Source organism: Rhizobium sp. BR 317 (genome assembly GCF_047445835.1).
GTDB lineage: Bacteria > Pseudomonadota > Alphaproteobacteria > Rhizobiales > Rhizobiaceae > Rhizobium > Rhizobium paranaense.
Genome location: NZ_JARWLB010000020.1, coordinates 1 through 24,359, shown reverse-complemented (window position 1 = coordinate 24,359; position 24,359 = coordinate 1). Strand labels below are relative to the sequence as shown.

The following is a 24,359-nucleotide window of genomic DNA, read 5'->3' as shown; positions in this document are numbered from 1 at the left end:
GTTCTTCAATTCGGCAGAGGGGTCAATTCCTCGATTCGCTTGACAGTTGGCGTGAGTCGGATTGAGAAGCCGCCCGACTGGACAAAGCCGGTGTCGATGCCGGTTTCGGCCTTGAGTTCGGCTGCCAGCTGGTGCCAGTTCGCCGTCGAGGTTCGCGACCATCGCGAATAGGCGGCGTTGCCGAGGCCCTTGCTGGAGCTCCATACAAGACCGAAATTCGCCCGGGCGGCCCTGTTTGCCACATCGCCCTCGTCGAGGATTGAAACCCTTTCCCCGCACCTCGACAGACCCCAGGCTATCGATACCCCCACCAGTCCGCCGCCGATGACGATTACGTCGTAATCCATTCCGCTCGCTTTCCTCGGCGCGTCGCCCCAAAGGCTTGTTTCCCGATCCGGCCTCACGATCAGATTGCTCCGACCATGACCCTCGAACCATCAATGAGGCGCGATAGGCGGAAGGGGGTGGGGTCGACACAGGGCGTGTCATTGGCAACCAGGTCGGCCGCCAGGCGGCCGATGCCCGGGCCAAGGCCGAAGCCATGGCCGGAGCAGCCCGCGGCCAGGTAGAGACCTCTCACACCGTCGGCCGGCGAGATGACCGGCACCGCGTCCGGCGTGAAATCCACGTAGGCTCCCCAGCTATCGGCGACTTCGACCCCCGCCAATGCAGGAAACTGCTCCGTGACCCGTTTCAAGATAGCCGTGATGGTGCGGCGGCTCGGCGGCGGGTCGAGAACGCGGACCCGCTCGAAGTCCGACGGTTTACTCTTGTTCAAGCGACCGATTGCCTCCGGACCATGGAGGAAGGATTTACCGATGCCGAACTGCACCGCTTTTAGGCGCTTCATGAACATCGGCATGAACCAGCGGGCGTATCGAATACCTTGTGGGGTGATATCTAGCATCGCCCTGCCGCTGATCGCTAGCGTGTAGCTGCCATCCAGCCGGCGGGTCAGCGCGCACTCCGGCGTATAGATCGCCTCGCCCAGATTCGCCGTGGGCCGCGTACGAAGCGCCGTTTGGCGCACGCTTGCCTGCGGAAAAAGAATTCCGTACTGACGACAAAACATTGACGTCCAGGCACCGCCGGCGCAGAGGACGGCTTGTGTCCGAATGAGCCCCTTTTCGGTAATCACTCCCGCCATCGCTCCATTGACCAGATCGAGGCCTTGCGCAGCGCACTCCTGGTGGATCGTCGCCCCAAATTTGCGCGCGCCGTTCGCGATCGTCGGCGCGGCGATGGCGGGTTCGCCCTTGCCGTCATCGATCGAATGCACTCCGCCCAGCCATCGGCGACCGTTCGCCGGAATCGTGGCAGCCGCTTCCCTGGCGCTCAGCATCTTCGTATTGACGTTGAACTGGCGGGCCGTATCACGCCATGCTTCCCATTCCGCCAATTGGTGCGGATTGTCTGTAGCGTAAAGCAGACCGCATCGGCGGAAGCCGACGTCCTCTCCGATTTTGGACTCAAACTCATCCCATAGCCGCAGGGCGACGCCCGAGAGCGGCAGCTCGCGCTCATCCCGGTTCTGTTGGCGGCACCAACCCCAGTTGCGGCTCGATTGCTCGCAGCCGATATAGCCCTTTTCGACCAGGGCGACGGACAGTCCCCGCTCCGCGAGAAAGAAAGCTGCCGTTGCACCAATGATGCCGCCCCCGATCACGACGACATCCGCCTCGGCGGGGAGCTGCTGATCGTTCTGTATGCGTTTGACAATTGGAGCCATCGGTTGACCTGAACTTATCTTGGCGGCTGATCTATACGGCACTGTTTCCTTGCCCCTCCGGCAGAAACATCTGCGACGATGACGGTTATCGCATCGACTTGGAATGACGATGCGAGCCGGGCGGGATACGCCTAAGCCTTGCCATTCGACGCGCGATACGTGTCGATGACATCTTCGGCCGAAAGCAGCTGGTCGCAGATGAAATGCCCGATGGGCAGGGGCAGATTGCCTGGAAAGATCGGTTTCATGGCGCGTCCTCGAAGTGAGCTCATGTGAAGCTACCGGAGGAAGGCGAGCAGCATGCATCGAATGATCATGCAGGGACGGCGGAAAGTTCCGTATTCGGCGGCACGACAGACAAGTCTTCGGTCGTTGAGCATGTAAGTTACAGAGCATCGTCTGACGACAGTGGTTTTGAATTGACTTCCGGTCGTAACACGACAGATGCCGCGATCGGTTCATATCAACCCTGCTGCTACAGAACATTGAAGCGCATGCACAATCAAAAACAGAGATGAAGCCATGAGTACAGAGGTTCATGAGTCCCCTGCGCTTGCCATGATCCACACGGTCCCCGGGATCATCCCCGCGTTTAACGAACTCGTTGGCCGCCATCTGCCCGGTTGGCGCTCGTTCAACATGTTGGATGAGAGCCTGCTGGAGAACACGATCCCCGAAGGCACGCTGTCACGCCAGACCATGCGGCGTCTTGCGACTCACATCTGGTCGGCGGCGGACGCGGGGGCTTCGGCTGTCCTCGTCACCTGTTCCTCGCTCGGTCCTGCAGTCGATGCGGCAGTGCCGCTCTGCCCCGTACCCCTCTTCCGCATAGATGACGGGATGGCGATTGAGGCGATCCAGCGCGGGAACCGAATTGGCGTCCTTGCAACTCTGGCTACAACAATGAACCCTACAACCCGCCTAATTGAACGCCATGCTCAAAGAATAGGTCATAACGTTTCTGTAACCGGTCGTCTTTGTGAAGGAGCCTTTGATAAATTGCGCAACGGGGACAGGGCGGCGCATGATGCGATGATACGTGAAGGCCTCGCTTCCCTCGTGGGCAGTGTCGACGTGGTTGTTCTTGCTCAAGCATCAATGGCAAATGCTCTAAATGAGATAAGCGAGACATCGGTGCCAGTACTCACTAGCCCTGAACTTGGTGTGCTGCATATGTCCTCCGCACTAAGCGTCCAAGACAGTGCGCACAGTTAGGCCAGCGGTTTGCCGGTTTTCAGCAGTCCCGAACAGGCCGTCTTAAAGCTGCGCGATCTGATCGCAAAGCAGTGACCAAAGAAGGCTTCGCGTAAGGGCGGCGCGGGGCGATAAGAGCAGTTCGCTGCAAGCCGCCCGTCGGGTGGTGTCTCGCGGGGAGAAGGGAAAGAAGTGCTTTTAGGAGTGATTGCCCACGATTTTACAGGCGCAAGCGATATTGCAAACGCACTTGCAAGGGCGTGGCGCCTAACGGTGGACTGCGCACCGCGCAGTTTAAGATTGGACCATTGGACCCGTGGGCAAAGCGCTCGCAGCCGCGCTCGATTCCCCAGGTGTTGGCCGCACTGTCTACATGGCGCACCATCGTCCATGACCAGCTTCTGAGTGAATCTGGCATGCAGAACCATCCGCTTAAACCCTTGACGGACCCCGAAATTCGCCGATAGCTGCGATACCAGACCCGATCGTCCGTTGGGCACGTCGCGCTGGATACGGTTCGCAAGGGTGCCGAGGAAGTCGCCCCTGCGCTTGCCGAGAAGGATGATACATTGGTGATCGTCGATGCGACATTCGATCAGGATCTGATTGCAATAGGGCAGCGATTGACGACCACAAGCTGGTAACAGGCGGGTCTGGCACAGCGATTGGTCTAGCTGGGAATTTCATTCGGCGCGGCCTCGCTTCAGGAAACTCTGGCAAGTTGATCGGAACAAACGAGCTGGAAGCGTGCTGGCGGGCAGCTGCTCTGGTGCGACCCGCGGCCAGATCGATGTCCATGTCCTCCTCTTTTACGCAGCTGCGTACGCAGCTACTTAGCATGTTGTCAGTTCATCGAACCTCCTTCTGCTTGATGCAGCAATGGACGGGCACTAGTCTAATGACGCGTCAACTCCTAATAGGCCATCACCGAGATCGCCATTCACCTTGCCTCTCTGGCCGCCTTAGCGATGAGATCCGCGACAAAATAAGGATGCGTGATCATCGACATATGACTCGACTTGATAGTCGCAGTCTTGGCTCCGATGTGTTTAGCAATCCATTCCTGCACATGTGTCGGTAGAGCATTGTCTCCCTGCGTCACCAGATACCAGGTGGGTTTATCTAGCCACGCGGCGTGGGTGATGCTTTCGCCGAATGCTTTCGCGGCCATCGGCTGTTGGGTCGCAGCAAGTACCGCAACGCGTTTGCGAGAAACATCCCCTGCCATGACGTGAGCAAATACGGTTGGATCATCGAGCCAAACGAGACCATTCTCGTCCGGCAGGAGACTTTCCATGGGCGCATCGCGCTTTTTTAGTAATTCTGCGACAGATTCATTGCTATCCGGAGCGAGCGCCGAAAGATAAACAATACCCTTCACATTCGCAGCGTTCCCTGCTTGGCTCACAACCGCGCCTGCCCAAGAATGACCCACCAGCAGAACATTGCCTTCCTGCCTTGCGAGAACCCGGCGAGTTGCCTCTACGTCGTCAGCTAGCGATGTCAAGGGATTCTGAACGGCTGTGACGTGGTAGCCTCTAGCCTGCAACAGTCGGATGACATCGGACCAAATCCCCCCATCTGCGAATGCTCCATGCACGAGGACAATGTTCTTCACTCCCGGCGCCCTTTCAGCCGCCCATGCCGAAGTAGCAAGCAGCGTCGTGGTCGCGGTGAACGATAGCGCCAAAAGCCGCGCGAGAACTGCAATTCGTCGTGGTGGGAAGAAATTGAACATGGATAATACTCCATTGCGATATCAATGTTGAGGAGGCGTGCTGCTTCAAAGACGGAAAGTTAGGCCGCCTGCGTTTTTACGTGCCGGCCAGCATCATTGCCCCCGATTCACGACCTCACGTGCCCGGTGAGAGAACGTACCGAAACCATCACCCGTTTTCTGACGACCTTCTGGCGAGTTTGGGCCATAATCAAAGCAGTCACTTTCATCTTCCTGAATGGAGGCTCTATGTCCGTATTGCCGCACGAATATTGTATTTCGATTGTTTTGTCCATATATGTACAAAACTAAAATGTGAGATCGAAAATTGGCACGACCAAGTAAGTTTGACCGCAACGAAGCTTTGGATATCGCCACAGAAGTCATCCGACGAGGTGGCTACGAGCAAGCGTCCGTGAAGTCTCTATCCGAGCGACTGGGCATTCCGCGATCAAGTTTCTACAACGCCTTCGGTTCGCGCGATGAGCTGTTTGCTGAAATCATCTCCAGATATGCCGCCACTGCGCCGGACGCACCACTATATGCCGAAGTGGAAGGACCTATCCTACCTCTCCTTCATGGTGTCCTGCGAAACATTTGCCGTATTCGTGCCGCTGATCCCGAGGGCAAAGGCTGCATCATCGTGAATTCGATTGCCGAGCTCTGCCCGTCAGACGAGGGACCGGCGCCAATGCTGACCAGCTTGGCGACGAGTTCAACGAAGCGCATAGCAGAGCTATTGGCCATAGCGCGCGAGCAAGGCGAAATTGACAGTCATGCAGATGTTCAAGCTCTGGCGCTTGCTCTGCAAAATCTAATGGTCGGGCTCAATGTCCTCTCTAAAGTTGTGCGTGGCGAAAGTGACCTGTGGCTGCTGACAGAGACGACATTGCGGGGTTTAGGCCTGATTAGGACCTGAACCGTCTCGCAAATAGCTCTAAAAAGTCGGCGGTGCGTGAAAATCGCCGGAAGAGCCACAGGTGAGCGGCTAGTTCTCGGAGCGCGTTCGGGCCCCCAAATTCACGGAATCCGCCCTCGATGGCGTTTTCCTCGCAGCATTTGGAATTACGAGTAACGCAATTGCTCCTGGCCCGGTTGACACGCCTCTGACCGAGACTTTGCATTCTGCGGAATTCCGCGCCACGTATACTGCAGCGATCTCGAGCCGACGGTATGGGAAACCCCATGAAATAGCCGCGGTAGTTGCGTTTCTTTCGTCAGAAGGCGCTAGCTATGTGAACGGTGCAATAATTCCGGTAGACGGCGGCTTTCTCGCAGCAGGAGCCCTCCCGCAATAGGAGGGCGACCACCCAGACATTCGCGGACGTGGCAGAACGCTTGCCGAGCTTCATCGGCGCTTCGTTCTCTATGGGCACAAAACGCATAGGCGGTTGAGTGACCGCCTCGCAAATTGATCAATCATACAGAGTGGCCGCTGATCGAAAAAGCTGGAGACGTCGGATCGCTGGAGCTCATGCCGCTGCCGGCAGTGGCGGCGGCCCGACATTCAGACCAATGACACCTAAAGCCCCGAACGACGCAGCATCGCTTCGGGGTAGCGGGCGCCCTTTATGGCGATATCAGCCTGTTCGATCTCGTCGAGATCGGCCTTATCCAGAGCGACATTCAACGCGCCGATATTCTCCTCGAACCGCTCCAGCCTGCGTGTGCCGAACAGAGGAACAATCCCGGGCTTTTGCGCCAGCAGCCAGGCAAGCGCGACCTGCGCCGGTGTCGCATCATGCTTCTCGCCAATCTTGCGGATCAGATCGATCAGCTTCTGGTTGGCGACACGAGCCTCCTCGGAGAAACGCGGGATGTCGGCCCGGATATCGGAGCTATCGAATGTGGTGCTGACGTCGATCTTGCCGGTCAAGAACCCCTTGCCCAGCGGGCTGAAGGGAACGAGCCCGATACCGAGTTCCTCGATGGTCGGGATGATTTCGGTCTCCGGTTCGCGGGTCCAGAGTGAATATTCGCTCTGCAGTGCGGCAACCGGCTGCACCGCATGCGCCCGGCGAATGGACTGTGCGCCAGCTTCCGACAGGCCGAACCACAGCACCTTGCCCTCGGCAATCAGTTCCTTCACCGTTCCCGCGACATCTTCCATCGGCACGTCGGGGTCGACCCGATGCTGGTAATAGAGATCGATGTGGTCGGTGCGCAGACGTTTCAGGCTTCCTTCGATGGAGCGGCGGATCTGCGTCGGCCTGCTGTTGACGCCGCCACGATGCCGGCCGGTTTCCTGGTCGATATCCCAGCCGAATTTCGTGGCGATCTTGACCTTATCGCGGACGGGGGCGAGCGCCTCGCCCACCATCTCCTCGTTGGTCCACGGGCCATAGACCTCGGCGGTGTCGAAAAAATCCATGCCGCGTTCGACCGCGGTGCGAAGAAGGGTAATCATTTCCGCCCGGTCGGGAAGCGCGCGCGCCTTGCCATAACCCATGGCGCCGAGCGACAGGGCAGAAACCTCAAGGCCTTGGCCCAGTTTGCGCTTTTTCATGTTGCAGTTCCTTCCTTGGAGTTGGTGTTCGACGGCCGGCATCATCAAGATGCGGATGAGACGCCGTGCTTCTCAGGATTGCGCGCCCCGAACTTCATGCGATCCGACCTCACCCTCAGCGTTTCTCGCGGAGGTCGATCCTCATGGTCGCCGAGCGTGCCCGAGCGCTAATCATAGGCGCCAGATACGGGCTCTTGCCGTATTTTGCGCGATAGGCGTCGTCGATGCGGTCGTTGATCGGCCCGTCGATCGGCTCGAAGGCGACTTCCCGCGTCATGCCGGCGGCAATAATCCGGCCGGCTTTCTGATGATGCGCGGCCTGGTACCAGCGCGACTTCTGGCCATGGTAGCCACGCACATAGAGACTGCCATCAACCACGACTTCCCAGATCCATGTCGGGGTGCCGTAGGTCGCGCCATCCTCGCGAAATGGTGCAATCTTCAGATTGTCCGCCTGATCAATTTTCGCAAGCTCATCCTGTGACCAGTTCATGGCCATCCCTCATTAATTATTCGCCAGTCAACAACCGCATTCGCGGGACAGAAGCCCATGGGAGCCGTCGATACTCCTGCAGATGGCCGAGGCGGACTTGTTTTCGTCGGAGCCTCAAACCGCCCAATGATCTCAGCGTTCCACTTTCGTAGTCACGAGCCCAGTTGAATATAGCGTGGTTGCCATCGTTCGATTAGGCGCAGCAATTCGCATAGGCTTATGAGCGTGCCTAATCAATGGAGACTTTTCATACGGGACGGCCCCAATTGCCCCACGCTTTATTAACCAAATGAGACGAGGCGGAAGGCCACTCGAACTACCCGATGCCTGCTGTGATGCTGCGGCGACGATTTTCTCCCGATGCGTGGCGAGCAATATAATCTCGAACGCGCACGCGTATGGACAAATGGCGTCCATGCGTATATACGCTCATTGTCATGACAACAAGGACGCCACATGCTCAGTATCCGAGATCAGGAAGTTCGTACCCTAGCGGAAACCGTTATGCGCAAACGTGGCGCCTCCAACCTGACCGCGGCTATCAAGCTTGCGTTGCAGCACGAGATTGAGCGGGCTGACGAAGCTGTGCCCTTGAAACAGCACGTCGCAGAGATCCGTGCGCGAGCACTTGCCAAGGCAAAGCTCCCACCTGCCCCACCCTTAACGAAAGAGGAACGTGACGCACTCTGGGGTCAATGATGTTCATCGAGACCTCAGCCTTCGTCGCCATCCTTGCCGGAGAGCCGGAAGCCGATATCTACTTGGACGCGCTCGATGGCGCCGCACGGCGGCAAACTGGTGCGCATGTCCGGCTTGAGGCGACCATCAATCTGGCGCGTATTCTTGGGCTAGAGGTCCTTGATGCCCAAGAGATGTTCGACGCTTTTCTTCAAGCGGCCAAAATCACCGTGGTTCCGATCACCGATGCCATCGCCCGGCGCGCGGTGGAAGCCTTCGCCATATACGGCAAGGGAAAGGGCCATCCCGCCCAACTCAACTTCGCCGACTGCCTGTCCTATGCTTGCGCGGACACTCTCAAGATGCCGATCCTGTTCAAAGGGCGTGACTTTATAGAAACAGATCTTAAGAGCGCACTATCCAGCGAGAGCTGAGCCGCGGCGATCTCTCGATAGGTGGACCAGGACCGAGATCTCGAGGAGCCGCAGAGCGACTAATATACGTCCCTACACTTTCAGTTGAGAGGCGGAAATCTTTCACATCGAGGTGTCCCTCATGGATGTCGAATCAATCGGCTTTAGGAAGCGCCAGAATACATGTCGCCGTGAAGGGAATCGAACGACTGACTCGGTTGCTAAGCCGCCCGATCAGGGCACCCAACGTAGTTGTTTCAGTGTTATAGCCGGCCTGCCGACTATAGCAGAAGCGTAGGGAATTTCTTCTCCCGAAGTTGCTCTATCGCCCTCTCCGACGACTTCCATGCCTCGCCTTTGAGAAGCGGTAAAACATGATTCCAGATCACACCGAACGCATGAATAGCATCGTCGTCGGTGAACTCGACGCCTGGGGGAAGCAACGGCGCAATGTCCTCGGTCAGACTCTTCGTCAGCTTTTCGAGCATTCGTTGCTCCGCGTTMGCCCTGGTGATTACATTTTCTTCGAGCGCAAGGTAGTGCTCGAAAGCTGCGACGAGTCGCCCAGCGTCGAGGGAAAGCTCGCGCCAACCTTCATGTAGGTCAAAGAGATCGCGGTTCTTTCGCCGCTGCAGGAGAGCCCTGAGTTTTGTGCCAAACAACTCTTCCTTATCGTAGGATACKACGTCGGCAGCACCGGCGAACCACCCATTCTCGACCTAGAAGGGGTACGCCTGAGTCCCAAACAATGATTTGTGCTCGCGTGTATTGATCTCCACCTTCAGCTTAAGCCAGGAATCGGGCTCCGCCTCTGGTGCGAAACGGAAAACCAAGTGCGTAGAATGACCAGCCTGCTCTCTTTTGAACTTCCCCAGCCATGACAGTGCGTCGCGGATTGCGTCGATCGTCGGTCCAATAGGCTCGGCAGTGGTCTGAACCAAATCGATATCTTCCGAATAGCGCAAAGGCCTTTTGAAAAGCAGTTTGTTGATTGCCGTGCCACCCCGGAAGGCGATCTTGCCCCGAAGCTTCGGCGCCGAAAAGAGATCACAGAGGGCGCGCGAAATAATAAGATCTTGTTCGATCTGACGAGAGTCAGGCCAAGGCGCCTGAGAAGCCCAGGAGGTAAGATGCGAGTTCGGGATCAAAAGTCGATCTCCACAGTTTCATTAATGTCGAGACGCCAACGGTCATCCCTCGTTCCGGAAATTGAAAGACCCTCGATCAGGGGCCTCACCGATGGATCGAGGGGTGTATATTTGTCGGTTTGCCGGGCGAATGGCTGCAATGCATTAGCCTGCCTCCTGTGATCCGACATATCGAGCAAGTAGCCGAGACGTCGGATGGACGTATTCTCGAAGTGCTGCGCAATGGATGCCAACTTCTTGGGATTCGCTCTGTCGCCAATATCCTTCGCAATTTGCGCAACGCCGTTAATTCCGGTGGCCCGCTTGAAATAACGGATGCAGTCCAAGAGGGTGAGCTCGACGCCTGCTGCTTGGGCGTAGCCGGTATCGGTTTTCAGGGACGCCAGCCATTCCTTTTGGTTGGTTGCACTGAATATGGCAGGCGCCAAATAGATGAACTGGACACGGTGGCGCCCGATCACGATTGAGCGAAACTGCTGCGGAACAACAACTTGAAACACCATGGCAGCCTGGTGCGACGAACCATGCATCGCGGCCGCGCGTAAAAGGGATATCCGGTAGTCGAGGCCGAGGTATCTCATCAACGGGTCAATCCAGCGCGCAGGATCCGGAGCACCGGTAATCTTGTCCTCGGGCCGCAGGATGACGTAAAATCCATGTTTCGGGTTGGCTAATCTTTTCCTGGAGATTTGCCGCGTCAAAGCTGCAGTGAGGGCGTCAGGTTTAAGCGGCAGCTCAGCCAAAACCTCTTCGCGGATGAACGTTGAGAACCCGTTGATGAGCTTTCTTTCGATGTAATCGTCCAGTAATGACATGCGCTGATCATACGCAAAAACAAACAAATTAATAGGGTTTTTGCATATGATTGACGGAAAAGCACCGGGAGAAATGAGAGAAACAACCCGCCCCGAATTACGCCTCGTCCCTCGTTCAACGCAGCTATCTTCGGATGACGGCATCAACAGAAGAAACTTCGTCAACGGCGGTGCGAAACTGGGTAAACACCTCAGCCGAGTAAGGCACGGAGATTCGACACGATGACTTTCGTCATTGCGTCTGGTGATAGCCCGAGAACGCCACCCAGTGCACTTGCGGCAAACGGCGCGTCGCTGGGTTCAGCGGCACGGCCTTGCTGTTTTGTGAACGGGCCATCGGTTTCGGTGAGGATCCGGTCCCGCGGTAGGCTTCCGATCAGTTCCCTGCCACGGTCGGTCCGGGTCATTTCGGCGTTGACCGAGAAATAGCATCCGAGAGCGGCCGCTCGGCGGGCGTCGCTCCTGCTGCCGGTGAACCAATGAAGCACGACGCTGCCGCGTTCTCGCGGAAGATGCGCTTCGATCATATCCAGGACAGCTGGAACGCTCCTAACGCTGTGGACCGTAAGGATCTTGCCGCCCGCTTCAGCGCATCGTTCGAGGATGTGCCGGAACACTTTCTTCTGAGCCTCGAGCGACTTGTAGAAACGAGGGCCCGCGTCGAGACCGACCTCGCCGACATATCGTGTCTCGGGTAGGTGACGGTCCCACAAGCACAGCTCGGAGGATCGGTCTGCGACGAGTTGCGGATGCAGCCCCAGCGCTGCGCGGACATAACGGGTGTGTTGCGTCAGTTCATAGTTGCGCGGCCAGGCTTTCGGCGTCGTCGTTACCGTCAGCGTATAGATCCGTCCGGCTTCGGCTTTTGCAATCGCCGCCTGATGGTCGGGATAGAGATCGAGATGGCAATGAAAGTCCACTCCCCCAATCGACGATATGTCACTCATCCGGGCCGCGTCCTCACGCCCGTCAGAAGCGCACCCACTTCCTCAAGCCCGCGACGGTAGACGTCAGCGAGGGCTGCTTGGCGCCGGGGGACTCGTCGAACAGAGGGCCCGGTTTATGGATCAGTATCGGTGCCAATGCCGGGCGAGCCCGAAGGCGCTCGATCGCGAGCTGGAAAGAGCGAACCTGCACGCCTTCCGATTGGCGAGTGTCGAGCGCGTAGGCTGTGAGATTGGGTACGGTGTAAACCGTAGGGTCGATATCGGGGCGCAGGCCCCTTAGGAGCGCGGCACGTCGGATCAGGCATGGCAGGCAGTAACCGCAGTGCTGGGTACCGTGGCCCTGCCATCTGCCCTTCGTCGGCGAGGCGCAGGAGAGCGACGACGGAGAGAGCCGCCGAAGGAGCGCGGGATTGGCGCAATCCTCGGCCATCTCGCCTTTCGTCCGATCCCAATAGGGATTCTCGATCCGGCCTGAGATGCCGAGCGTAACCCGCATCTGAGGGCTGAAAGGTCGCCTTCGCCTACACGGCTTAATAGGCGAAATGCTGATGATGTCGCCAGACACGTAAGACGGCGTGCGTCTTCACGCGAGCACAGATGTAAGGATGCTCGCGGTAGGTCATGGGGAGAATGCAGCCAGACCATGACATCGGCATCGACTTGCGGAAAGCAAGGGAAAAGACTGCGACCGGCAGCCTCACCAATACGCTAACGTCCAGCATATGAACGAGGGAAGGCATGATGGAATGCTCACGATGTTCTGCATCGCAAGGGAGTTGACCCTGATGTCCATCATGTTGGCGGAGTTCTCGTAGTAGTCCGCGGCAGGGAAAGCTTGCCACATGGCGAAGGAGAACAGTTCAAACTGCTTGAAGTGCAAACTATCTGACCAAAAGAGGTGAAGACCTTTGATAATCAGCGAAATGCAGCACAAGCTCGCAACATGGGCCGAAAACGATCCAAACCGACGGTTTGATCGGCTTCTTCGGCTGATTGCCAATCGTGAATGGCTTGCCGAGGCCGCCCGGATGGTTCTTGCGTCAAGTGGCGCGCGAACACCGGGCATCGACGGAATGGATAAGCAACGACTGCAGGTCAAGCTGGATGAGCATCTGGACGGCCTGCGGACAAGCCTGCTGGAGGATAGTTATCGCCCCCAGCCGGTCAAGCGCATCTATATCCCGAAAGCCAATGGGAAGCTACGACCACTGGGTATTCCGACCCTGACGGATCGCATCGTTCAACGTGCCATGCTGATGGCCCTGGAGCCGATCTGGGAAAGCGATTTCCATCGTTTATCCTATGGCTTCCGGCCGGAACGGAGCGTGCATCATGCCGTCCGCACCGTGAGGATACAGCTTCAGGATGGAGTCGAACACCTCATGAGCGTACACAATATGCTCGGTCCACGGGTGCCAGGGATAAAGAAGCTTTCGCGCGGCGGTCCTGTGGGCGTTCTGTAGCCCTATTGTACAATGCCCGACGTCCACACTCATCTCTTGACCGGCAGACGCCGGATCAGGCTTACTTCAACGCGCTGATGCCAATGATGGCGGCAGCATAACAACGGCGGAAATCCACTTAGCGAAACGCCCGGAACTGTTCAGACAAACCGAGCCAGCTCTCCGGGCGGTATATCAATTTCGGCAACTGGCACCTTGGGCGGCGGTGGAGCCGATTGGTTGAACGGAACTGCTGTTACCAAGCCAACGGCAGCGAGCTTTGTGCTGCAGACATCTACAACGCCACCGACTGGCGCGACACTCACAAATACTACTCGAGGCATCGCACTGTCAGCATCAGCTGCCGTAAATCTAGCGGCGATGATGGCGGAAACGGATGTGCCGTCGGGCCATTGGCAGGCGACAATGCTTGGGGTCTACACGGGAGGCCTCTCCAATTTTACCTTGCCGTCTATTGCCGTGCGGGATGCAGTTAACAACAAGGCCGTCGAATTCGGTATCAGCGCCAACGGGCTGGGAGACTACCGCCTCGATTATTACATTACGTCGGGCGGTGTCGGACTAAACAACCGTGTCAATGATATTGCGAGCCAGGATGTAGGTTTGCCTCAACCCGCCCAGCCCGTTTGGCAGCGATTGACCTATGATGGCACGAATTTCATCTGGTCTTTCTCCCGTGACGGCGAATTCTTCATCCCAGCCTATTCGGTTTTGGCCACAGCCGCTTTGACCAATCTGAGCAAGATTGGCCCAGCCGTCATCTTCGCTCCAAACATTGCGCAAACATGGTCGGCTTCGTTCCATGTGTTGTCATGGAGTGTCATCAGTCTGTGACGCCACGAAGCGGAACGCACGCGGCACGAAACTGACCGGTTGGCATCTTTGGCACATAATCGGCCACCCTATTATTTTCGCGTACTTTTCATATCATTCGGTAGAGACCTAGAGCAGGTCCTGCGATCGATGAATCGATTGTGAGGTGACGTAACGATCGGCGTCTGATTCAACATCCACACAGCGAAGAGGTGGATGATGGCACAGGCACTGAGCGATGATCTTCGATTACGCGTATTGAAGGCGTCTGCGGCGGGCATGTCTGCGAGGCAGGCTGCAGCCCGGTTCGGAATTGGAATTTCGACGGCGATCCGGTGGATCGCAAGAGCAAAAGAGGGCGAGCCGACCTCCCGGCCGCAAGGTTGGAGACGGCCGTCAGCGCTGGATGCACACGAAGCATTCGTTGTTGAACTGATCGAAGACCGCAAGGACGTGACACTCAATGAGATGGTAGAGCGTCTGTTCATCGAGCAGCAGGTGAGGATCAGCCGGAGTGCGCTTGGTGCGTGGCTGCGAGGTCGCGGATGGACCTTTAAAAAAAGTCCGCACATGCACTGGAGCAGGAGCGGCCGGATGTCCTGAAACGCCGGCGCATCTGGTTTGATGGCCAGCTCGATCTCGATCCTGAGCGACTGATATTTATAGACGAAACTGGGCTTTCGACGAAGATGGCGCGTCTGCGTGGACGTGCCATTCGAGGCGAGCGCTGCCGAGCCGGTGTGCCGCATGGCCATTGGAAAACAACGACCTTTACCGGAGCGTTGCGTCTCACGGGAATGACCGCACCGTTCGTCTACGACGGCGCCATGAATGGACACGTCTTTCTGGCCTATATCGAGCAGGTGTTGTTGCCGACCCTTAAGGCTGGTGACGTTGTGGTGATGGACAATCTACCCGCCCACAAAACACTTGGTGTGCGCGATGCCATCGAACGTGTCGGTGCTAGGCTCTCGTTCCTCCCGCCCTATAGCCCCGATTTTAATCCCATCGAGAATGCATTCTCCAAATTGAAAGCCATGTTGCGAGGCCGGGCGGAGCGAAAGATCGATGCACTGTGGGACGCAGTCGGCGCTTTGATACCCCGCTTCACTCCGCCAGAATGCGCGAACTACTTCAGGGCTGCCGGATATGACCCGGATTGAACAGGATCTGCTCTAGTTGTTCGCTGTAAGCGGTATTTCGACGATCTCGCCTTGAACGGAATCGAACCGCCGACCACCCCACTCGTGATAGCTAAGTGATTGGCAAGCAACACGTTCTACTGTTCGTCGGCCGGAGAAGTTCCCTTCGATGCATTATGCGATTTTCCTGGCCTAAACCGTGAACGCGATAGCAACAAGCCGGACGCTGCGGAAAGTTGAATATAATAACTTGAGATTAGACTCAGGTCTGCGGACAGGAAGTCAGCCTGAATAGTTGGAGCAGCGCTCGAGTGCTTCTCGTGCGTCGACGAGATCAACGATGGGGAGCTTGGTCTCGAATGAGTCGATTAATGTTCGCAGGCGGGTCCCGCCGTCGTGGACACGTCCTTGCCGTGCAAGAGCGAGCGTCAGTTGTGTGCTGGCGCGGAGTTCGAAAAGTCTGGCTCCCTGCCGCTTGGAAGTGGCGATGGCTTTTTCGAACAGGTGAACGGCCCCTGTCAGATCATTTCTGCCGGCAGCGATCTGTCCACGAAGGCGAATACATTCTGCTTGGTGGGACGCTTCGTCCGTACCGAAAGCGAGGGCATTGACATCATCAAGTATTTGCGATGCTTCTTCAATGCGACCCGCCCGCATCAAAAGGTCACAAAGTGCGCACGCTTTTTCAGTCGTGTGAAAGACGACTCCTTGGCCACGCCAAAGACGCATGCTCTCCCGGACGTCCTCGATCCCGCCGTCCAGCTCACCTAGATGAGAGCGGGCATAGCCACGCCACCTGATTCCGCTGCTTCGACGCGCCATGTAGCCATGCCGTTCGCAAATGGCGACGATCTTCGTGGCGTGCTCAAGCAGTTCCTCGTGTTGTCCGAGTAGCGCGCACAATTCGCACTGGGTGAGATGGTGCCAGGCGAGCTCGAAGGGCCTGTCGGATTGGTCAAACGAACGGATCACCTGCTTTTTCGTTTCGACTGCAGCGTCGAAGAAGCCCATTAGGGTCAGCGTTTCAGTAAAATATTCCTGGGCAGAGACACGTTGATCCGCACCAGCGAACGAAATGCGATGAGCGGGGTCGACCTGATCAATCAAATCCAAAGCCTTGCGCAGGGCCTCCGCTGCCAACGGTAGTTCTCCCCGATTGGAATGCGCGATCCCTTTTGTCGCCCAGAGACCGGCCAGATAGGCCGGTTGAAGGCGGTCGGAACAGTTTGCAAGCTGCTCTTCAACAAGCGTCAGATAATCGCGATTGCGCCCGGTCGCGTAAAAATACGCTGCGAGTGAAAGCGCAACGTCACACTGCAGTTCGACCAATGGAGTGTCCGCGGCGGCAACACGAGCGTCTTCGAGCGTATTTCCAAGGCGGTCGGACCGATATCCTTCGGCCTGCATTAGGGCGTTGGCCATCGAAAGGTGCAGACGTGACATCCGTTCGGCGCCGCCGGACACTTGGTCAAGTCTCCTGCTGCAGGCAATAGCTCCGCCAAAGTGCGACACGGCTTCCTGGGTGGCGGCTCTCGCCAAGGCCGCATCTCCGGCCCTTTGCCAGTGATCGAGCGCGCCGGCAAAATCCCCCCCTTCCTGGAGATGGTGCGCGAGCAGCTCAGGGTTGCGATCTACCGCTTCGGCGCGCAGCTCCGCCAGGGCGGCAGCGATCCGGCGATGCAACTCAGCCCGCTGATAGCGAAGAAGGGTGCCGATGGCGGCATCCTGGATCAAAGCGTGCTTGAACTCATAGCTTTCCCTGTCGCGATCCCTCCGCAGGTAGATAAGCCCGGCCTCGGTCAGGTCGCGCAGCGCGCGTTCCACAGTGTCGGCATCTCGTTGGGTCACCTTGGTCAGAAGATCAGCGTCGAACAGGCGGCCCAGCAGCGCCGCTGTCTGGATTATTTGCCGGATTGGCGCGAGACGGTCCAAACGCGTGAGAAGCGCGGCCTGTAAGGTCGCGGGTATCTCGAACGTCGTGCCAAAATCACCATGACTCCCGTTTTCGGCTATCGACTTGGTTAGCTCTTCGACGAAGAGCGGCACACCGTCCGTCTTGGCAATCAGTTGTGCTAACATGGCTTCCGGCAGCTCACGAGAGGCTATATCACGGATCATCGCTTCGGTCTCACGATAGCTGAGCTTGGCGAGTGGCAGGATCGCCAGCGAGGAGCTCGACCAGGGCGTCCGGAACTCCGGCCTGGCGGAAATCAGGACGAGGAGCCGCTGGCACGCCATGCCGGAGAGCAGTTGACCAACGAGTTCTGCCGTCGAAGGATCGATCCAATGGGAATCCTCAATAATTAGTAGCGTCGCGCTCCTCTGCTGCATCGCAGAAATAATCCGCGACAGTGCGAGGAAGACGGCGCGACGCACCTGCTTTGCATCCGAAGGCGTCGTGTCCATCCCAGGTGCCACAGGCGGGCCCAAGAGCCTGGCGAGGGGATCGACTACCTCGGCGACATCCAGATCGAGATCAGCGAGAAACTGTCGAAGGCGCTGGTGCTGCTTTCCGCCACATTGCTCGCCCACCGAAGCAAGTGCCCGATGCAATTGCTGGATCACCGGCCAGAGAGCACTGCTCTGATGCTGGGGAGAGCAATAGAAGACAATCTCGGAGTGCGGCGTTTCGCAAAGCTGCGCACGAAGCGTCTGCAACAAACGAGATTTCCCAATGCCGGGTTCTCCCTGCAGAAGCACCGCCTGACCTTCGCCTTCCATCGCGTGCTGCCAACGCTTGGCGAGAAGGCCGAGTTCGGTTTCGCGGCCTATGAGGGAGGTCAAGAATTGACCGGTTCTGGCTTCGAACCGGTTGGGCGCGCTACTTGAACGGAGCACCCGGTAGGTTTCGGTTGGCGCGCTGACGCCCTTGAGCACCTGCGGCCCAAGCGGTTCGACCTCGAAGAGGCCCTCGACGAGCCGCAAGGTTGCGTCGCTCATGACGAGGTTGCCCGGAGGCGCCAAGCCCTGTAATCGTGCCGCAATATTGGGTGCTTCGCCCACTATGCCATCCCGAAGCCGCTTCTCGCCGGCTCCCATTTCACCAACCACGACCTGGCCGGTGTGGACCCCGCAGCGGGCTAACAGACCATCCTTCCGAAGCTCCGCCAACGCCGCTAGGATGTCCAGGCCCGCTTGAACTGCACTCTGAGCGGAATCTTCATGGGCTTTGGGATAGCCGAAATACGCGGTMACGCCATCGCCGATGAAAAGCCCGATTTGTCCGCCGTTGCGCTGAACGGCATCTGCGCAAACCTTCTGAAAGGATAGGAGGAGATCTCGGAGATCTTCCGGGTCTAGCGTCTCAGCGAGGTGCGTTGAGCCGACGACGTCACAGAAAAGGACGGTCAGTTGCCGTCGCTCCGCTTCGGCTGCCGGATCAACTTCCGAAACAATCGGACGCGGTAGCGGCTCCAAGCCGTCGTCCTTTGACAGTTCCCCAATCGCCTGAAGCAGGCGCTTGCGCGCGCCAACGGGTAAGCCCGCCGTGGCGAGATCGGCGTCTGTCAGTTGGGGCAGGATATCGCTTTCGATGTCGTGGGCGAGTAGCGCGGCCGCATAGCGTCCGAGTCCCCGCGACTCCAGCCACTCGCGAAGTTTTGCCATACCCGCCCCCATGCCGAGCTCGACGTAGCCCCCTCAGGATACTCCTATTCTAGGTTTTGGCCAGAAAAAGAGCGGGCGGAAATCGCGAGCAAATGCGGGCACGAGCGGCCATGTCCGATCTCGAAGTCGATCCGCATTCGCAGCTGCGCCACCTCGGTACGCGCAAAGAACAAGTTCCGAAGAGCGAATGGATTGTGCGGGGTCTGTAATCGTGGATTTGGCGAGGTCGGTTACAGCCTTGGCATTTCCGATCTCGCTGGGTGGCTTCGGTCTGAAACTGCGTCAGTTCCCCTTGCAGGCGCCGCTGTATTTCTTTGCCTTCTTCCAGGGAGAGGCCAAAATTATCGAGACGGGCCCCATCGACAATCCGTCCGACGTTGGTAACCTCGCGACGCTGCAGAACGCCGTCCATCCCAACAAACTCTACCGAAACGATCATCTGCAATTGCGCTGTCACGATTGCCCCTTCACAAAAGGCACCTGCTTACCTGAAGATCCTTACCCCCACCTTTTTCCCGCTCCCTATGAAAATTGCATCCCATCTGCGCCGGAGCAGACATTCAATGTCGGGTGACTGTATTCGAAATGCCATCGAGCGTGATCATAAGCTTTTCGAACTCACTTAGCACACGATTGAACTCGGCACTCTGCATGCCGGCGATTTCCGGCATCCTCGAAGAGACGCGCGCGATGAGCCTGTCCATCCAGACGAAATGGTCGGCTGACGCATTTCCGAGGAGTGAGCACCGATGCGTCTTCAGCTCGTTCAGGATGCGAACAATGAGTGCTCCCCGGTCCGCCCTGCTCAAGAACGAAGCTCTTAACTGAGCTTGCTGGATTTCTGTTATCAGCGTGGCGGTCATCGCCAGTCTCCAATTTCACACGTAATTCCCTATCATGAAAGACGCATTTTTAATGCGGATGCTGCCCGGCCTATCTAAGTTGGTGTAGTTCACCCACCGGCCTAGAGGATTCAATCCCTGGTCGCAACGCGATCAGGGCCAAGAACGGTGTCTGGGGGATCGCAGGTGCGTCGCGGTCCTTCCCACGGTTGGTAGCTATTGTCTTCCGGTCGATACGACTTATAGCGCGCGGCGCACCAGGCTTCGGCGCCCGCATTTTCCTTCGGGCCGACGTGTTGATCTGCCGTATCGGCGAACTGTTGGAACGGCGAAGAGCATTCTCGCATTCCGCCGCCATAGGATCGATAGCTGTTGGTTATAGGATTGAAGGAGCGATAGCGTTCCGCACACCAAGCAAGGTGCTCGCCCGAAAGCTTTGGCTTGGGTGTGGGCAGTTGACGTAACGAGTGGGCGGGATCTTCCGGCACTAATTTTACTGACGAGGCTTTGGTGACATAGCTAGAATAGAGCGGCGGAATGCGTTCGTAGTGCTGCTGCCAAGGATCGACTTTCACCGGCTTCGTTGTCCATAGGTCATGCGCTGCAATGTCCTTGAAGGCATGGGGTTCCGGATCTGCCACGAACTGGGAGGCGACAGATGCGAGCATGACGCAAGCCCCGACCGAGCTGACGATACCGAAGGCGGCGGATGCGAGCGCGTTCATTTTCCCGGACCCCGCTATTGGACCTCTGGAACTAAGACGGGGCCGGGAGTACCGCTATGCCGGCCCCTGGCGGCGACAAGCGCGGCCAGAATGTCGGGGATCGCCAACAAAATGGCTATCAGGGGCATTGCCAGGCCATGGGACTTTTCTGTGGAATAGATCATGTTCTCTCTCCCCGTTGCGGTGCCGTAATAGCGAGGTATTTCTGCCTTTCCTGAGGCAGGCCTCATGACCGCTGGCGAACCAACGAACCGCATGGCAGGTCGTTCCACAATATGGACTTCAGTCTGAGGGCCTACGGCCTTTGGTCTCAACCCCGTTTTAAAGTCCGCTGCCAGCCCTACTTGCGAAGGGAAGCCTTATACTCCCGGGCACCGGCAGGAGATTAACGGAGATGACGCGATCCAACAGGCGTGAGGCCGGACGCAGACGCCTCGCGATGCGTTTGCCAGAAATGCGAAACCTTATTATGGAAGCGCGCGATCCTTGGCAGCTCGAACTCTTCGAGGCCTACCAGGCCGCTGTGGAAGCTCGCAATGCTCTTCAGGGACAATCCTTCAAAGTGGATCTGGCGCGGAAGTACGATGAGACTTGTTCCGAGATTGAAAAGCACATCGTTCGAGCGAGGCTCGGAAATTCTTGGTCCCAATAGCGCAAGGTTGGAGCACCATTGAGTGCTGTAACGCAAATCCGAGACGAACAATCCGCGCTCGATAACGTCGCCTCGAAATCCGCGGCTACAATCCGGTTACCAGGAGCGTGCGCAACAAAGATGCTGCAATGCGATGGATGCCAAATGCGCGCGGCGGAAGTGCGGCGCTAAGCGAAAGAACCCAGAGTCGCAGCGGTAACAATGATGGTACCACAAGGTTCGACGGCTGCTGGAGGCCTACCCAGGCGCGAATCCGCCAGGGTGGCGTTCCGTTGCCGTTAGCAGAAACCAATCGCCGCTAACGGCTTTTATTTGCTCTTCGTAGATTTCACCGGCCGATGTAGCGGGGGGCGTCATTGACCGGCAGCTTTTCGTCAACGGCATCGAAGAGAGCCCGTGCCACCGCCTGAAAGGCTGTCGTACTGCGGTCACCAGGCGGCTCCTCGAACATGTATTGGGCAGCACTTTCAGTGCTGTTGATGATGACATGCCTGCCAGGATGGCGAATTTTGATTCTTACAGGATCATCCCACCCCTGGCGTTTCATTTCCTTTTCACCGCACGCATTGAATTGTATCAGAATCTACATTGTCTACCCCAGGATATTTCCGATGGGCCGCTTTCTGCGCGGCGACAATCACGGTGAGACTCTAAGGCGTCCATCAGCCGGGCGACGGCATTCCGTATCGAGAAAGAGCAGCGCCTTCCGTCACAGAACAAGCCGTCGCGCGGTTGGCGGCGCGCCGATCAGCTTGAGCATATCTTTGATGCAGAGTTCGTTCCACTCCTCAACGCCGCTCCCAGCATTCGTGCCGTCGTCGTTCACGACGAGATGCTGCGGCGTCATCCGGAATTGCCCGAAAGCTTCGCCGCTCTATCACGCTGCGACAGCCTGTCGGCTGCCTTCAGTACCCTCGATGCCGATGCCAAGGTCGATCTCACAGACCGCTATAAGGAACTGTGCGCTCATTATCGGATGACGCCAACCCACAACAACAAGCGCGTCGCCACATGAGAACGGCTCGATCGAAAGTTCTCACGGCCATCTCAAGAGGCCTGTTCGTTGAGCGGTTCGAGCTCCAATCATCCAGTATCAGGAGCTAAACATGGCCCAAGGTCCGTTGCAGCCGGGCATACCTGCCGTCACCACGCGCGAGCGAAAGCTGGTCAAACAACCTTGGAACGCGCTGATAGAGAACTGAGCGATCGTCTCGGGAAGCCTTGTGGCCGAGAAATGATGGCAGATAAGTATTTAAGGTTGCAGAGCAAGCATTGATCGAAGCTTGCGACGGTAAGGACTCAGTCGAATATGCCCGCGGCGCTTTTATAGCTGCAGCAGAAGAAGCGGGTATATTCTTTTTCGGGCCGTGATTACTCAAGAATGATGATGAAAGACATCTTATCTAAATTATTATGGTGGAATAAAATAGCGCATGATCACTCTGCGCTACGAACTTAAGAAGAACGACTGGAACGGTTATTGGTCGATCAATGATGTCTTCACGGGTCAGCCGGTCGTTGTCGACGGACATGTAGTGGATTGCCTCACGAAGGACGAGGCCGAATATTTGATGGAATGTCCAGGACCTGATCCAGAGGAACGCCCTCAAACCTCAGCGGTAAACGATGCCCGACGAAGATATCGGGCTTTATTCAACGCCTTGGCTCTTACTCGTTAAGTTGGGCAAAGACCTTTTCTATGATATGGCGACATCATTCTTACTGTCAGACAACGCCGAAAAACTATCACCGCTCGTTCTGTCGAGATGCTGATAGAGGATCGGACCAAGTCGCCTACGATTTCTGATTTAACAAACTCAAATAGAGCCGGGCTTCTTTCTCCAAATCGGCGCAGAGTCCCTCGTATTCTCCCAAACGATTTGTATCGACAAGTTTCTTTCGCTGACGGTCGCGATGCATCACCGCTTTGCTATAGTCTTTGCATAAATCCCTGAACCATGGTGCATTTCTGGGACGCGAGCGAAGACCAGGACACTTTAACGCAAGTGAAGCCAGCCATGCCGGAAAAAATTTATTCGTGCGCCTTCCATGATTAGCGATCATAGGCGTGTCCACGTGGATTTTACAGTTGGCCGATTGGCTTTGCCCATTTGTCTATGGAACGAACGGCCTTCTCTCACGATTTCCAAAATGGCGAGCGATCCCCCGTCCTCGCCATCGTAGCTCCTAACGGCGCCACGAGACGGTCTGTCGCCAGCAATCGCCCCCGCGGGCTGACGGCAKACTTGTCGAAGACTGACCACCCATGTCTTGCACCGCTGCGGAACACTGCCGGCTCGCCACTGGCACCTTAATATTCGAGCCACATACGTCCGATCTGCCACCGGTTGGGAACCTTTGCTTCACTTGATGGTTGCATTGAACCACCCTTGCTGAGGTGGAACATGGCCTATGCAAGATATCGCGCGGTGCAAGAGAGAAAATCGTGGTCCGTCATAGATGCCACCGCGGGGGAGGTGGTGACCTATTCTGGCGTTGTCCTCGCCGGACTTGGCGAGCGAGTTGCGAAGGATCTGGCAGACCTGCTCAATATGGAACGTCCAGACGACGAGTCCGATACACCGCGGTCGCGGTCATAAATCGCCAAATACAGGCATATGGCCTCTTCTCAGGGTTTTAGATTAGCACTCTTCGGGATCTCGACGCACCAATTCATTCTTTGCCGGCGTCTCGTGGTTTTAGTCGTGCTCCTGAAGCCGCGGAACGCCGCCGATTTCAAAGGACCCTGTGGTGCAAAATATCCAAACAGCCCATAATTTCTATGCAGGATGCGGATTTGGTCGCTGTCTACTCATAATATCCTCAAACCTCCACGCCCCGGCAGGTTGAAAGGCACGAACCAGGCGGTCTGCGACCCATGTGTTTACGTTTCGGTCTTTTCCGGATGTCAACTATCCCAGAGGAAGCAATCGGGAAACCTACTCGCGCATGCCGTGCGACCACTCGCCTTAATGCGAAAGGACGAATTGAAATCCGGCGGGAATAAGCGGCTGAATGTCATCAAGGATTTGATGTAGAAGGCGAATCCCTTTCGCGCGCTCCCGTGCAAATACTGTTAATGAGTCTCGGGGTTACATGCGTCTAATACTTGTCAACGACGTCTCAATCATTCGCGGCGGAGCGACAAAGGTAGCGCTGCAATGCATTGATGCGAGCAGGCAAGCAGGGCTGAATTGCGCCATCCTGGTCGGCGATGACGGCGAAGGACTGAAGCCGCGCTTTGCCGGCATCCGCACGGTCGCGCTCGGCGAACGGCCCCTTCGCGACGGGCCTGCTTTCAACGATGTCTTCGAGAAGAATTACAACAAGCGTGCCTACGAGGCGCTGGACGGTCTGCTGAAGGAAACGGACGAGGAGACYGTCGTGCATGTGCACGGCTGGTCGCAAATTCTCTCGCCGTCGATCTTCTACGCACTCGCCAAACACAAGGCYAAGGTCATCATCACGGCGCATGA

Annotated in this window: 21 protein-coding genes and 9 pseudogenes; 15 read left to right on the top strand and 15 right to left on the bottom strand. The window is 57.1% G+C overall.

Annotation, left to right across the window (positions count from 1 at the left end):
* Window positions 1–5: 5 nt before the first annotated feature.
* Together QD357_RS25265 and QD357_RS25260 are read right to left on the bottom strand one after the other, a co-directional pair.
* Window positions 6–347: an NAD(P)/FAD-dependent oxidoreductase gene (locus QD357_RS25265; protein WP_246451694.1), complete on the bottom strand. Its 342-nt coding sequence runs from the start codon at window positions 345–347 to the stop codon at window positions 6–8.
* A 59-nt stretch (window positions 348–406) separates the two neighbouring features.
* Complete coding sequence (locus QD357_RS25260; protein WP_183941375.1) at window positions 407–1,729, bottom strand: NAD(P)/FAD-dependent oxidoreductase; 1,323 nt, start codon at window positions 1,727–1,729, stop codon at window positions 407–409.
* Window positions 1,730–2,251: 522 nt separating this feature from the next.
* Here QD357_RS25260 and QD357_RS25255 point away from each other — a divergent pair.
* The gene (locus QD357_RS25255) at window positions 2,252–2,944 is read left to right on the top strand and encodes an aspartate/glutamate racemase family protein (RefSeq protein ID WP_414125257.1); all 693 of its coding nucleotides are present in this window, start codon (window positions 2,252–2,254) and stop codon (window positions 2,942–2,944) included.
* A gap of 446 nt (window positions 2,945–3,390) precedes the next feature.
* Complete coding sequence (locus QD357_RS25250; RefSeq protein ID WP_183938628.1) at window positions 3,391–3,567, top strand: four-carbon acid sugar kinase family protein; 177 nt, start codon at window positions 3,391–3,393, stop codon at window positions 3,565–3,567.
* A gap of 296 nt (window positions 3,568–3,863) precedes the next feature.
* Here the strand turns inward: QD357_RS25250 and QD357_RS25245 are convergent, their stop codons facing one another.
* Window positions 3,864–4,661: an alpha/beta fold hydrolase gene (locus QD357_RS25245; protein ID WP_183938318.1), complete on the bottom strand. Its 798-nt coding sequence runs from the start codon at window positions 4,659–4,661 to the stop codon at window positions 3,864–3,866.
* A 307-nt stretch (window positions 4,662–4,968) separates the two neighbouring features.
* Here QD357_RS25245 and QD357_RS25240 point away from each other — a divergent pair, with 307 nt between their 5' ends.
* Window positions 4,969–5,559: a TetR/AcrR family transcriptional regulator gene (locus QD357_RS25240; RefSeq protein ID WP_183938319.1), complete on the top strand. Its 591-nt coding sequence runs from the start codon at window positions 4,969–4,971 to the stop codon at window positions 5,557–5,559.
* A 142-nt stretch (window positions 5,560–5,701) separates the two neighbouring features.
* Window positions 5,702–5,938, top strand: a pseudogene (locus QD357_RS25235) (SDR family NAD(P)-dependent oxidoreductase); the annotation flags it as partial.
* Between the two features lie 224 nt (window positions 5,939–6,162).
* On the opposite strand, the gene QD357_RS25230 reads toward QD357_RS25235, so the two are convergent.
* Both QD357_RS25230 and QD357_RS25225 read right to left on the bottom strand, forming a co-directional pair.
* Window positions 6,163–7,146 (bottom strand): aldo/keto reductase, encoded by a 984-nt coding sequence (locus QD357_RS25230; protein ID WP_414125256.1) that lies wholly within the window; start codon window positions 7,144–7,146, stop codon window positions 6,163–6,165.
* A gap of 115 nt (window positions 7,147–7,261) precedes the next feature.
* Window positions 7,262–7,639 (bottom strand): DUF2255 family protein, encoded by a 378-nt coding sequence (locus QD357_RS25225; protein ID WP_414125255.1) that lies wholly within the window; start codon window positions 7,637–7,639, stop codon window positions 7,262–7,264.
* A 456-nt stretch (window positions 7,640–8,095) separates the two neighbouring features.
* Here QD357_RS25225 and QD357_RS25220 point away from each other — a divergent pair, with 456 nt between their 5' ends.
* Both QD357_RS25220 and QD357_RS25215 read left to right on the top strand, forming a co-directional pair.
* The gene (locus QD357_RS25220; RefSeq protein ID WP_183938349.1) at window positions 8,096–8,338 is read left to right on the top strand and encodes a type II toxin-antitoxin system VapB family antitoxin; all 243 of its coding nucleotides are present in this window, start codon (window positions 8,096–8,098) and stop codon (window positions 8,336–8,338) included.
* The gene (locus QD357_RS25215; RefSeq protein ID WP_414125254.1) at window positions 8,338–8,751 is read left to right on the top strand and encodes a type II toxin-antitoxin system VapC family toxin; all 414 of its coding nucleotides are present in this window, start codon (window positions 8,338–8,340) and stop codon (window positions 8,749–8,751) included. The genes QD357_RS25220 and QD357_RS25215 overlap by 1 nt, the downstream gene beginning before the upstream one ends.
* Window positions 8,752–9,011: 260 nt before the next feature.
* Here QD357_RS25215 and QD357_RS25210 read toward each other — a convergent pair.
* The 4 genes and pseudogenes from QD357_RS25210 to QD357_RS25195 form a co-directional block, all read right to left on the bottom strand.
* Window positions 9,012–9,878: pseudogene (locus QD357_RS25210) on the bottom strand (nucleotidyl transferase AbiEii/AbiGii toxin family protein).
* Window positions 9,875–10,693 carry a type IV toxin-antitoxin system AbiEi family antitoxin domain-containing protein gene (locus QD357_RS25205; protein WP_414125253.1) on the bottom strand — a complete coding sequence of 273 codons (819 nt, stop codon included), beginning with the start codon at window positions 10,691–10,693 and terminating at the stop codon, window positions 9,875–9,877. Before QD357_RS25205 ends, QD357_RS25210 begins: the two are co-directional and overlap by 4 nt.
* 191 nt (window positions 10,694–10,884) lie before the next feature.
* Entirely contained in the window at window positions 10,885–11,640 is a 756-nt protein-coding gene (qatD, locus tag QD357_RS25200; protein ID WP_183938353.1) for a Qat anti-phage system TatD family nuclease QatD, read from the bottom strand.
* A gap of 22 nt (window positions 11,641–11,662) precedes the next feature.
* On the bottom strand, window positions 11,663–12,136 hold the full coding sequence (locus QD357_RS25195; protein WP_414125252.1) for a hypothetical protein: 474 nt from the start codon (window positions 12,134–12,136) through the stop codon (window positions 11,663–11,665).
* 412 nt (window positions 12,137–12,548) lie between these two features.
* Here QD357_RS25195 and QD357_RS25190 point away from each other — a divergent pair.
* The 4 genes and pseudogenes from QD357_RS25190 to QD357_RS25175 form a co-directional block, all read left to right on the top strand.
* Window positions 12,549–13,007: pseudogene (locus QD357_RS25190) on the top strand (reverse transcriptase domain-containing protein); the annotation flags it as partial.
* A gap of 68 nt (window positions 13,008–13,075) precedes the next feature.
* Window positions 13,076–13,204 (top strand): annotated as a pseudogene (locus QD357_RS25185) (IS3 family transposase); the annotation flags it as partial.
* 118 nt (window positions 13,205–13,322) lie between these two features.
* Window positions 13,323–13,937, top strand: a complete 615-nt coding sequence (locus QD357_RS25180; RefSeq protein WP_414125251.1) for a hypothetical protein — start codon at window positions 13,323–13,325, stop codon at window positions 13,935–13,937.
* Between the two features lie 198 nt (window positions 13,938–14,135).
* Window positions 14,136–15,079 (top strand): IS630 family transposase gene (locus QD357_RS25175; RefSeq protein ID WP_414125250.1). Its coding sequence is split into 2 segments (ribosomal slippage): window positions 14,136–14,472 and window positions 14,472–15,079, totalling 945 coding nucleotides; the frame shifts between segments, so codons are not numbered across the junction.
* A gap of 261 nt (window positions 15,080–15,340) precedes the next feature.
* Here QD357_RS25175 and QD357_RS25170 read toward each other — a convergent pair.
* The 4 genes and pseudogenes from QD357_RS25170 to QD357_RS25155 all read right to left on the bottom strand — a co-directional run bounded on the left by QD357_RS25170 (window position 15,341) and on the right by QD357_RS25155 (window position 20,231).
* Window positions 15,341–18,664 carry an ATP-binding protein gene (locus QD357_RS25170; protein ID WP_414125249.1) on the bottom strand — a complete coding sequence of 1,108 codons (3,324 nt, stop codon included), beginning with the start codon at window positions 18,662–18,664 and terminating at the stop codon, window positions 15,341–15,343.
* Between the two features lie 118 nt (window positions 18,665–18,782).
* A pseudogene (locus QD357_RS25165) lies at window positions 18,783–19,103 on the bottom strand (ISKra4 family transposase); the annotation flags it as partial.
* Between the two features lie 121 nt (window positions 19,104–19,224).
* Entirely contained in the window at window positions 19,225–19,527 is a 303-nt protein-coding gene (locus QD357_RS25160; RefSeq protein WP_414125248.1) for a hypothetical protein, read from the bottom strand.
* A 110-nt stretch (window positions 19,528–19,637) separates the two neighbouring features.
* Window positions 19,638–20,231 (bottom strand): BA14K family protein, encoded by a 594-nt coding sequence (locus QD357_RS25155; protein WP_414125247.1) that lies wholly within the window; start codon window positions 20,229–20,231, stop codon window positions 19,638–19,640.
* Between the two features lie 394 nt (window positions 20,232–20,625).
* On the opposite strand from QD357_RS25155, the gene QD357_RS25150 reads away from it, so the two are divergent.
* The gene (locus tag QD357_RS25150) at window positions 20,626–20,883 is read left to right on the top strand and encodes a hypothetical protein (RefSeq protein WP_414125246.1); all 258 of its coding nucleotides are present in this window, start codon (window positions 20,626–20,628) and stop codon (window positions 20,881–20,883) included.
* A 328-nt stretch (window positions 20,884–21,211) separates the two neighbouring features.
* Here QD357_RS25150 and QD357_RS25145 read toward each other — a convergent pair whose 3' ends face one another.
* Window positions 21,212–21,430, bottom strand: coding sequence for a hypothetical protein (locus QD357_RS25145; protein ID WP_414125245.1), 219 nt, complete (start codon window positions 21,428–21,430; stop codon window positions 21,212–21,214).
* Window positions 21,431–21,532: 102 nt separating this feature from the next.
* Between QD357_RS25145 and QD357_RS25140 the strand changes: the two are divergent.
* A pseudogene (locus QD357_RS25140) lies at window positions 21,533–21,944 on the top strand (IS21 family transposase); the annotation flags it as partial.
* 42 nt (window positions 21,945–21,986) lie between these two features.
* Here the strand turns inward: QD357_RS25140 and QD357_RS25135 are convergent.
* Window positions 21,987–22,121: pseudogene (locus QD357_RS25135) on the bottom strand (ATP-binding protein); the annotation flags it as partial.
* Window positions 22,122–22,152: 31 nt separating this feature from the next.
* Here QD357_RS25135 and QD357_RS25130 point away from each other — a divergent pair.
* The 3 genes and pseudogenes from QD357_RS25130 to QD357_RS25120 all read left to right on the top strand — a co-directional run.
* A pseudogene (locus tag QD357_RS25130) lies at window positions 22,153–22,254 on the top strand (DUF982 domain-containing protein); the annotation flags it as partial.
* 62 nt (window positions 22,255–22,316) lie between these two features.
* Complete coding sequence (locus QD357_RS25125) at window positions 22,317–22,562, top strand: hypothetical protein (protein WP_414125244.1); 246 nt, start codon at window positions 22,317–22,319, stop codon at window positions 22,560–22,562.
* Window positions 22,563–23,979: 1,417 nt separating this feature from the next.
* Window positions 23,980–24,359, top strand: a pseudogene (locus QD357_RS25120) (polysaccharide biosynthesis protein); the annotation flags it as partial.

Bases quoted from the DNA above. Each gene is read 5' to 3' on its own strand.
- QD357_RS25125 (WP_414125244.1), top strand. From the start codon at position 22,317: ATGATCACTCTGCGCTACGAACTTAAGAAGAACGACTGGAACGGTTAT.
- QD357_RS25260 (WP_183941375.1), bottom strand. From the start codon at position 1,729: ATGGCTCCAATTGTCAAACGCATACAGAACGATCAGCAGCTCCCCGCC.
- QD357_RS25255 (WP_414125257.1), top strand. From the start codon at position 2,252: ATGAGTACAGAGGTTCATGAGTCCCCTGCGCTTGCCATGATCCACACG.
- QD357_RS25205 (WP_414125253.1), bottom strand. From the start codon at position 10,693: ATGTCATTACTGGACGATTACATCGAAAGAAAGCTCATCAACGGGTTC.
- QD357_RS25150 (WP_414125246.1), top strand. From the start codon at position 20,626: ATGACGCGATCCAACAGGCGTGAGGCCGGACGCAGACGCCTCGCGATG.
- qatD (WP_183938353.1), bottom strand. From the start codon at position 11,640: ATGAGTGACATATCGTCGATTGGGGGAGTGGACTTTCATTGCCATCTC.
- QD357_RS25160 (WP_414125248.1), bottom strand. From the start codon at position 19,527: ATGACCGCCACGCTGATAACAGAAATCCAGCAAGCTCAGTTAAGAGCT.
- QD357_RS25220 (WP_183938349.1), top strand. From the start codon at position 8,096: ATGCTCAGTATCCGAGATCAGGAAGTTCGTACCCTAGCGGAAACCGTT.
- QD357_RS25225 (WP_414125255.1), bottom strand. From the start codon at position 7,639: ATGAACTGGTCACAGGATGAGCTTGCGAAAATTGATCAGGCGGACAAT.
- QD357_RS25245 (WP_183938318.1), bottom strand. From the start codon at position 4,661: ATGTTCAATTTCTTCCCACCACGACGAATTGCAGTTCTCGCGCGGCTT.
- QD357_RS25195 (WP_414125252.1), bottom strand. From the start codon at position 12,136: ATGCGGGTTACGCTCGGCATCTCAGGCCGGATCGAGAATCCCTATTGG.
- QD357_RS25265 (WP_246451694.1), bottom strand. From the start codon at position 347: ATGGATTACGACGTAATCGTCATCGGCGGCGGACTGGTGGGGGTATCG.
- QD357_RS25145 (WP_414125245.1), bottom strand. From the start codon at position 21,430: ATGAAACGCCAGGGGTGGGATGATCCTGTAAGAATCAAAATTCGCCAT.
- QD357_RS25155 (WP_414125247.1), bottom strand. From the start codon at position 20,231: ATGAACGCGCTCGCATCCGCCGCCTTCGGTATCGTCAGCTCGGTCGGG.
- QD357_RS25230 (WP_414125256.1), bottom strand. From the start codon at position 7,146: ATGAAAAAGCGCAAACTGGGCCAAGGCCTTGAGGTTTCTGCCCTGTCG.
- QD357_RS25215 (WP_414125254.1), top strand. From the start codon at position 8,338: ATGTTCATCGAGACCTCAGCCTTCGTCGCCATCCTTGCCGGAGAGCCG.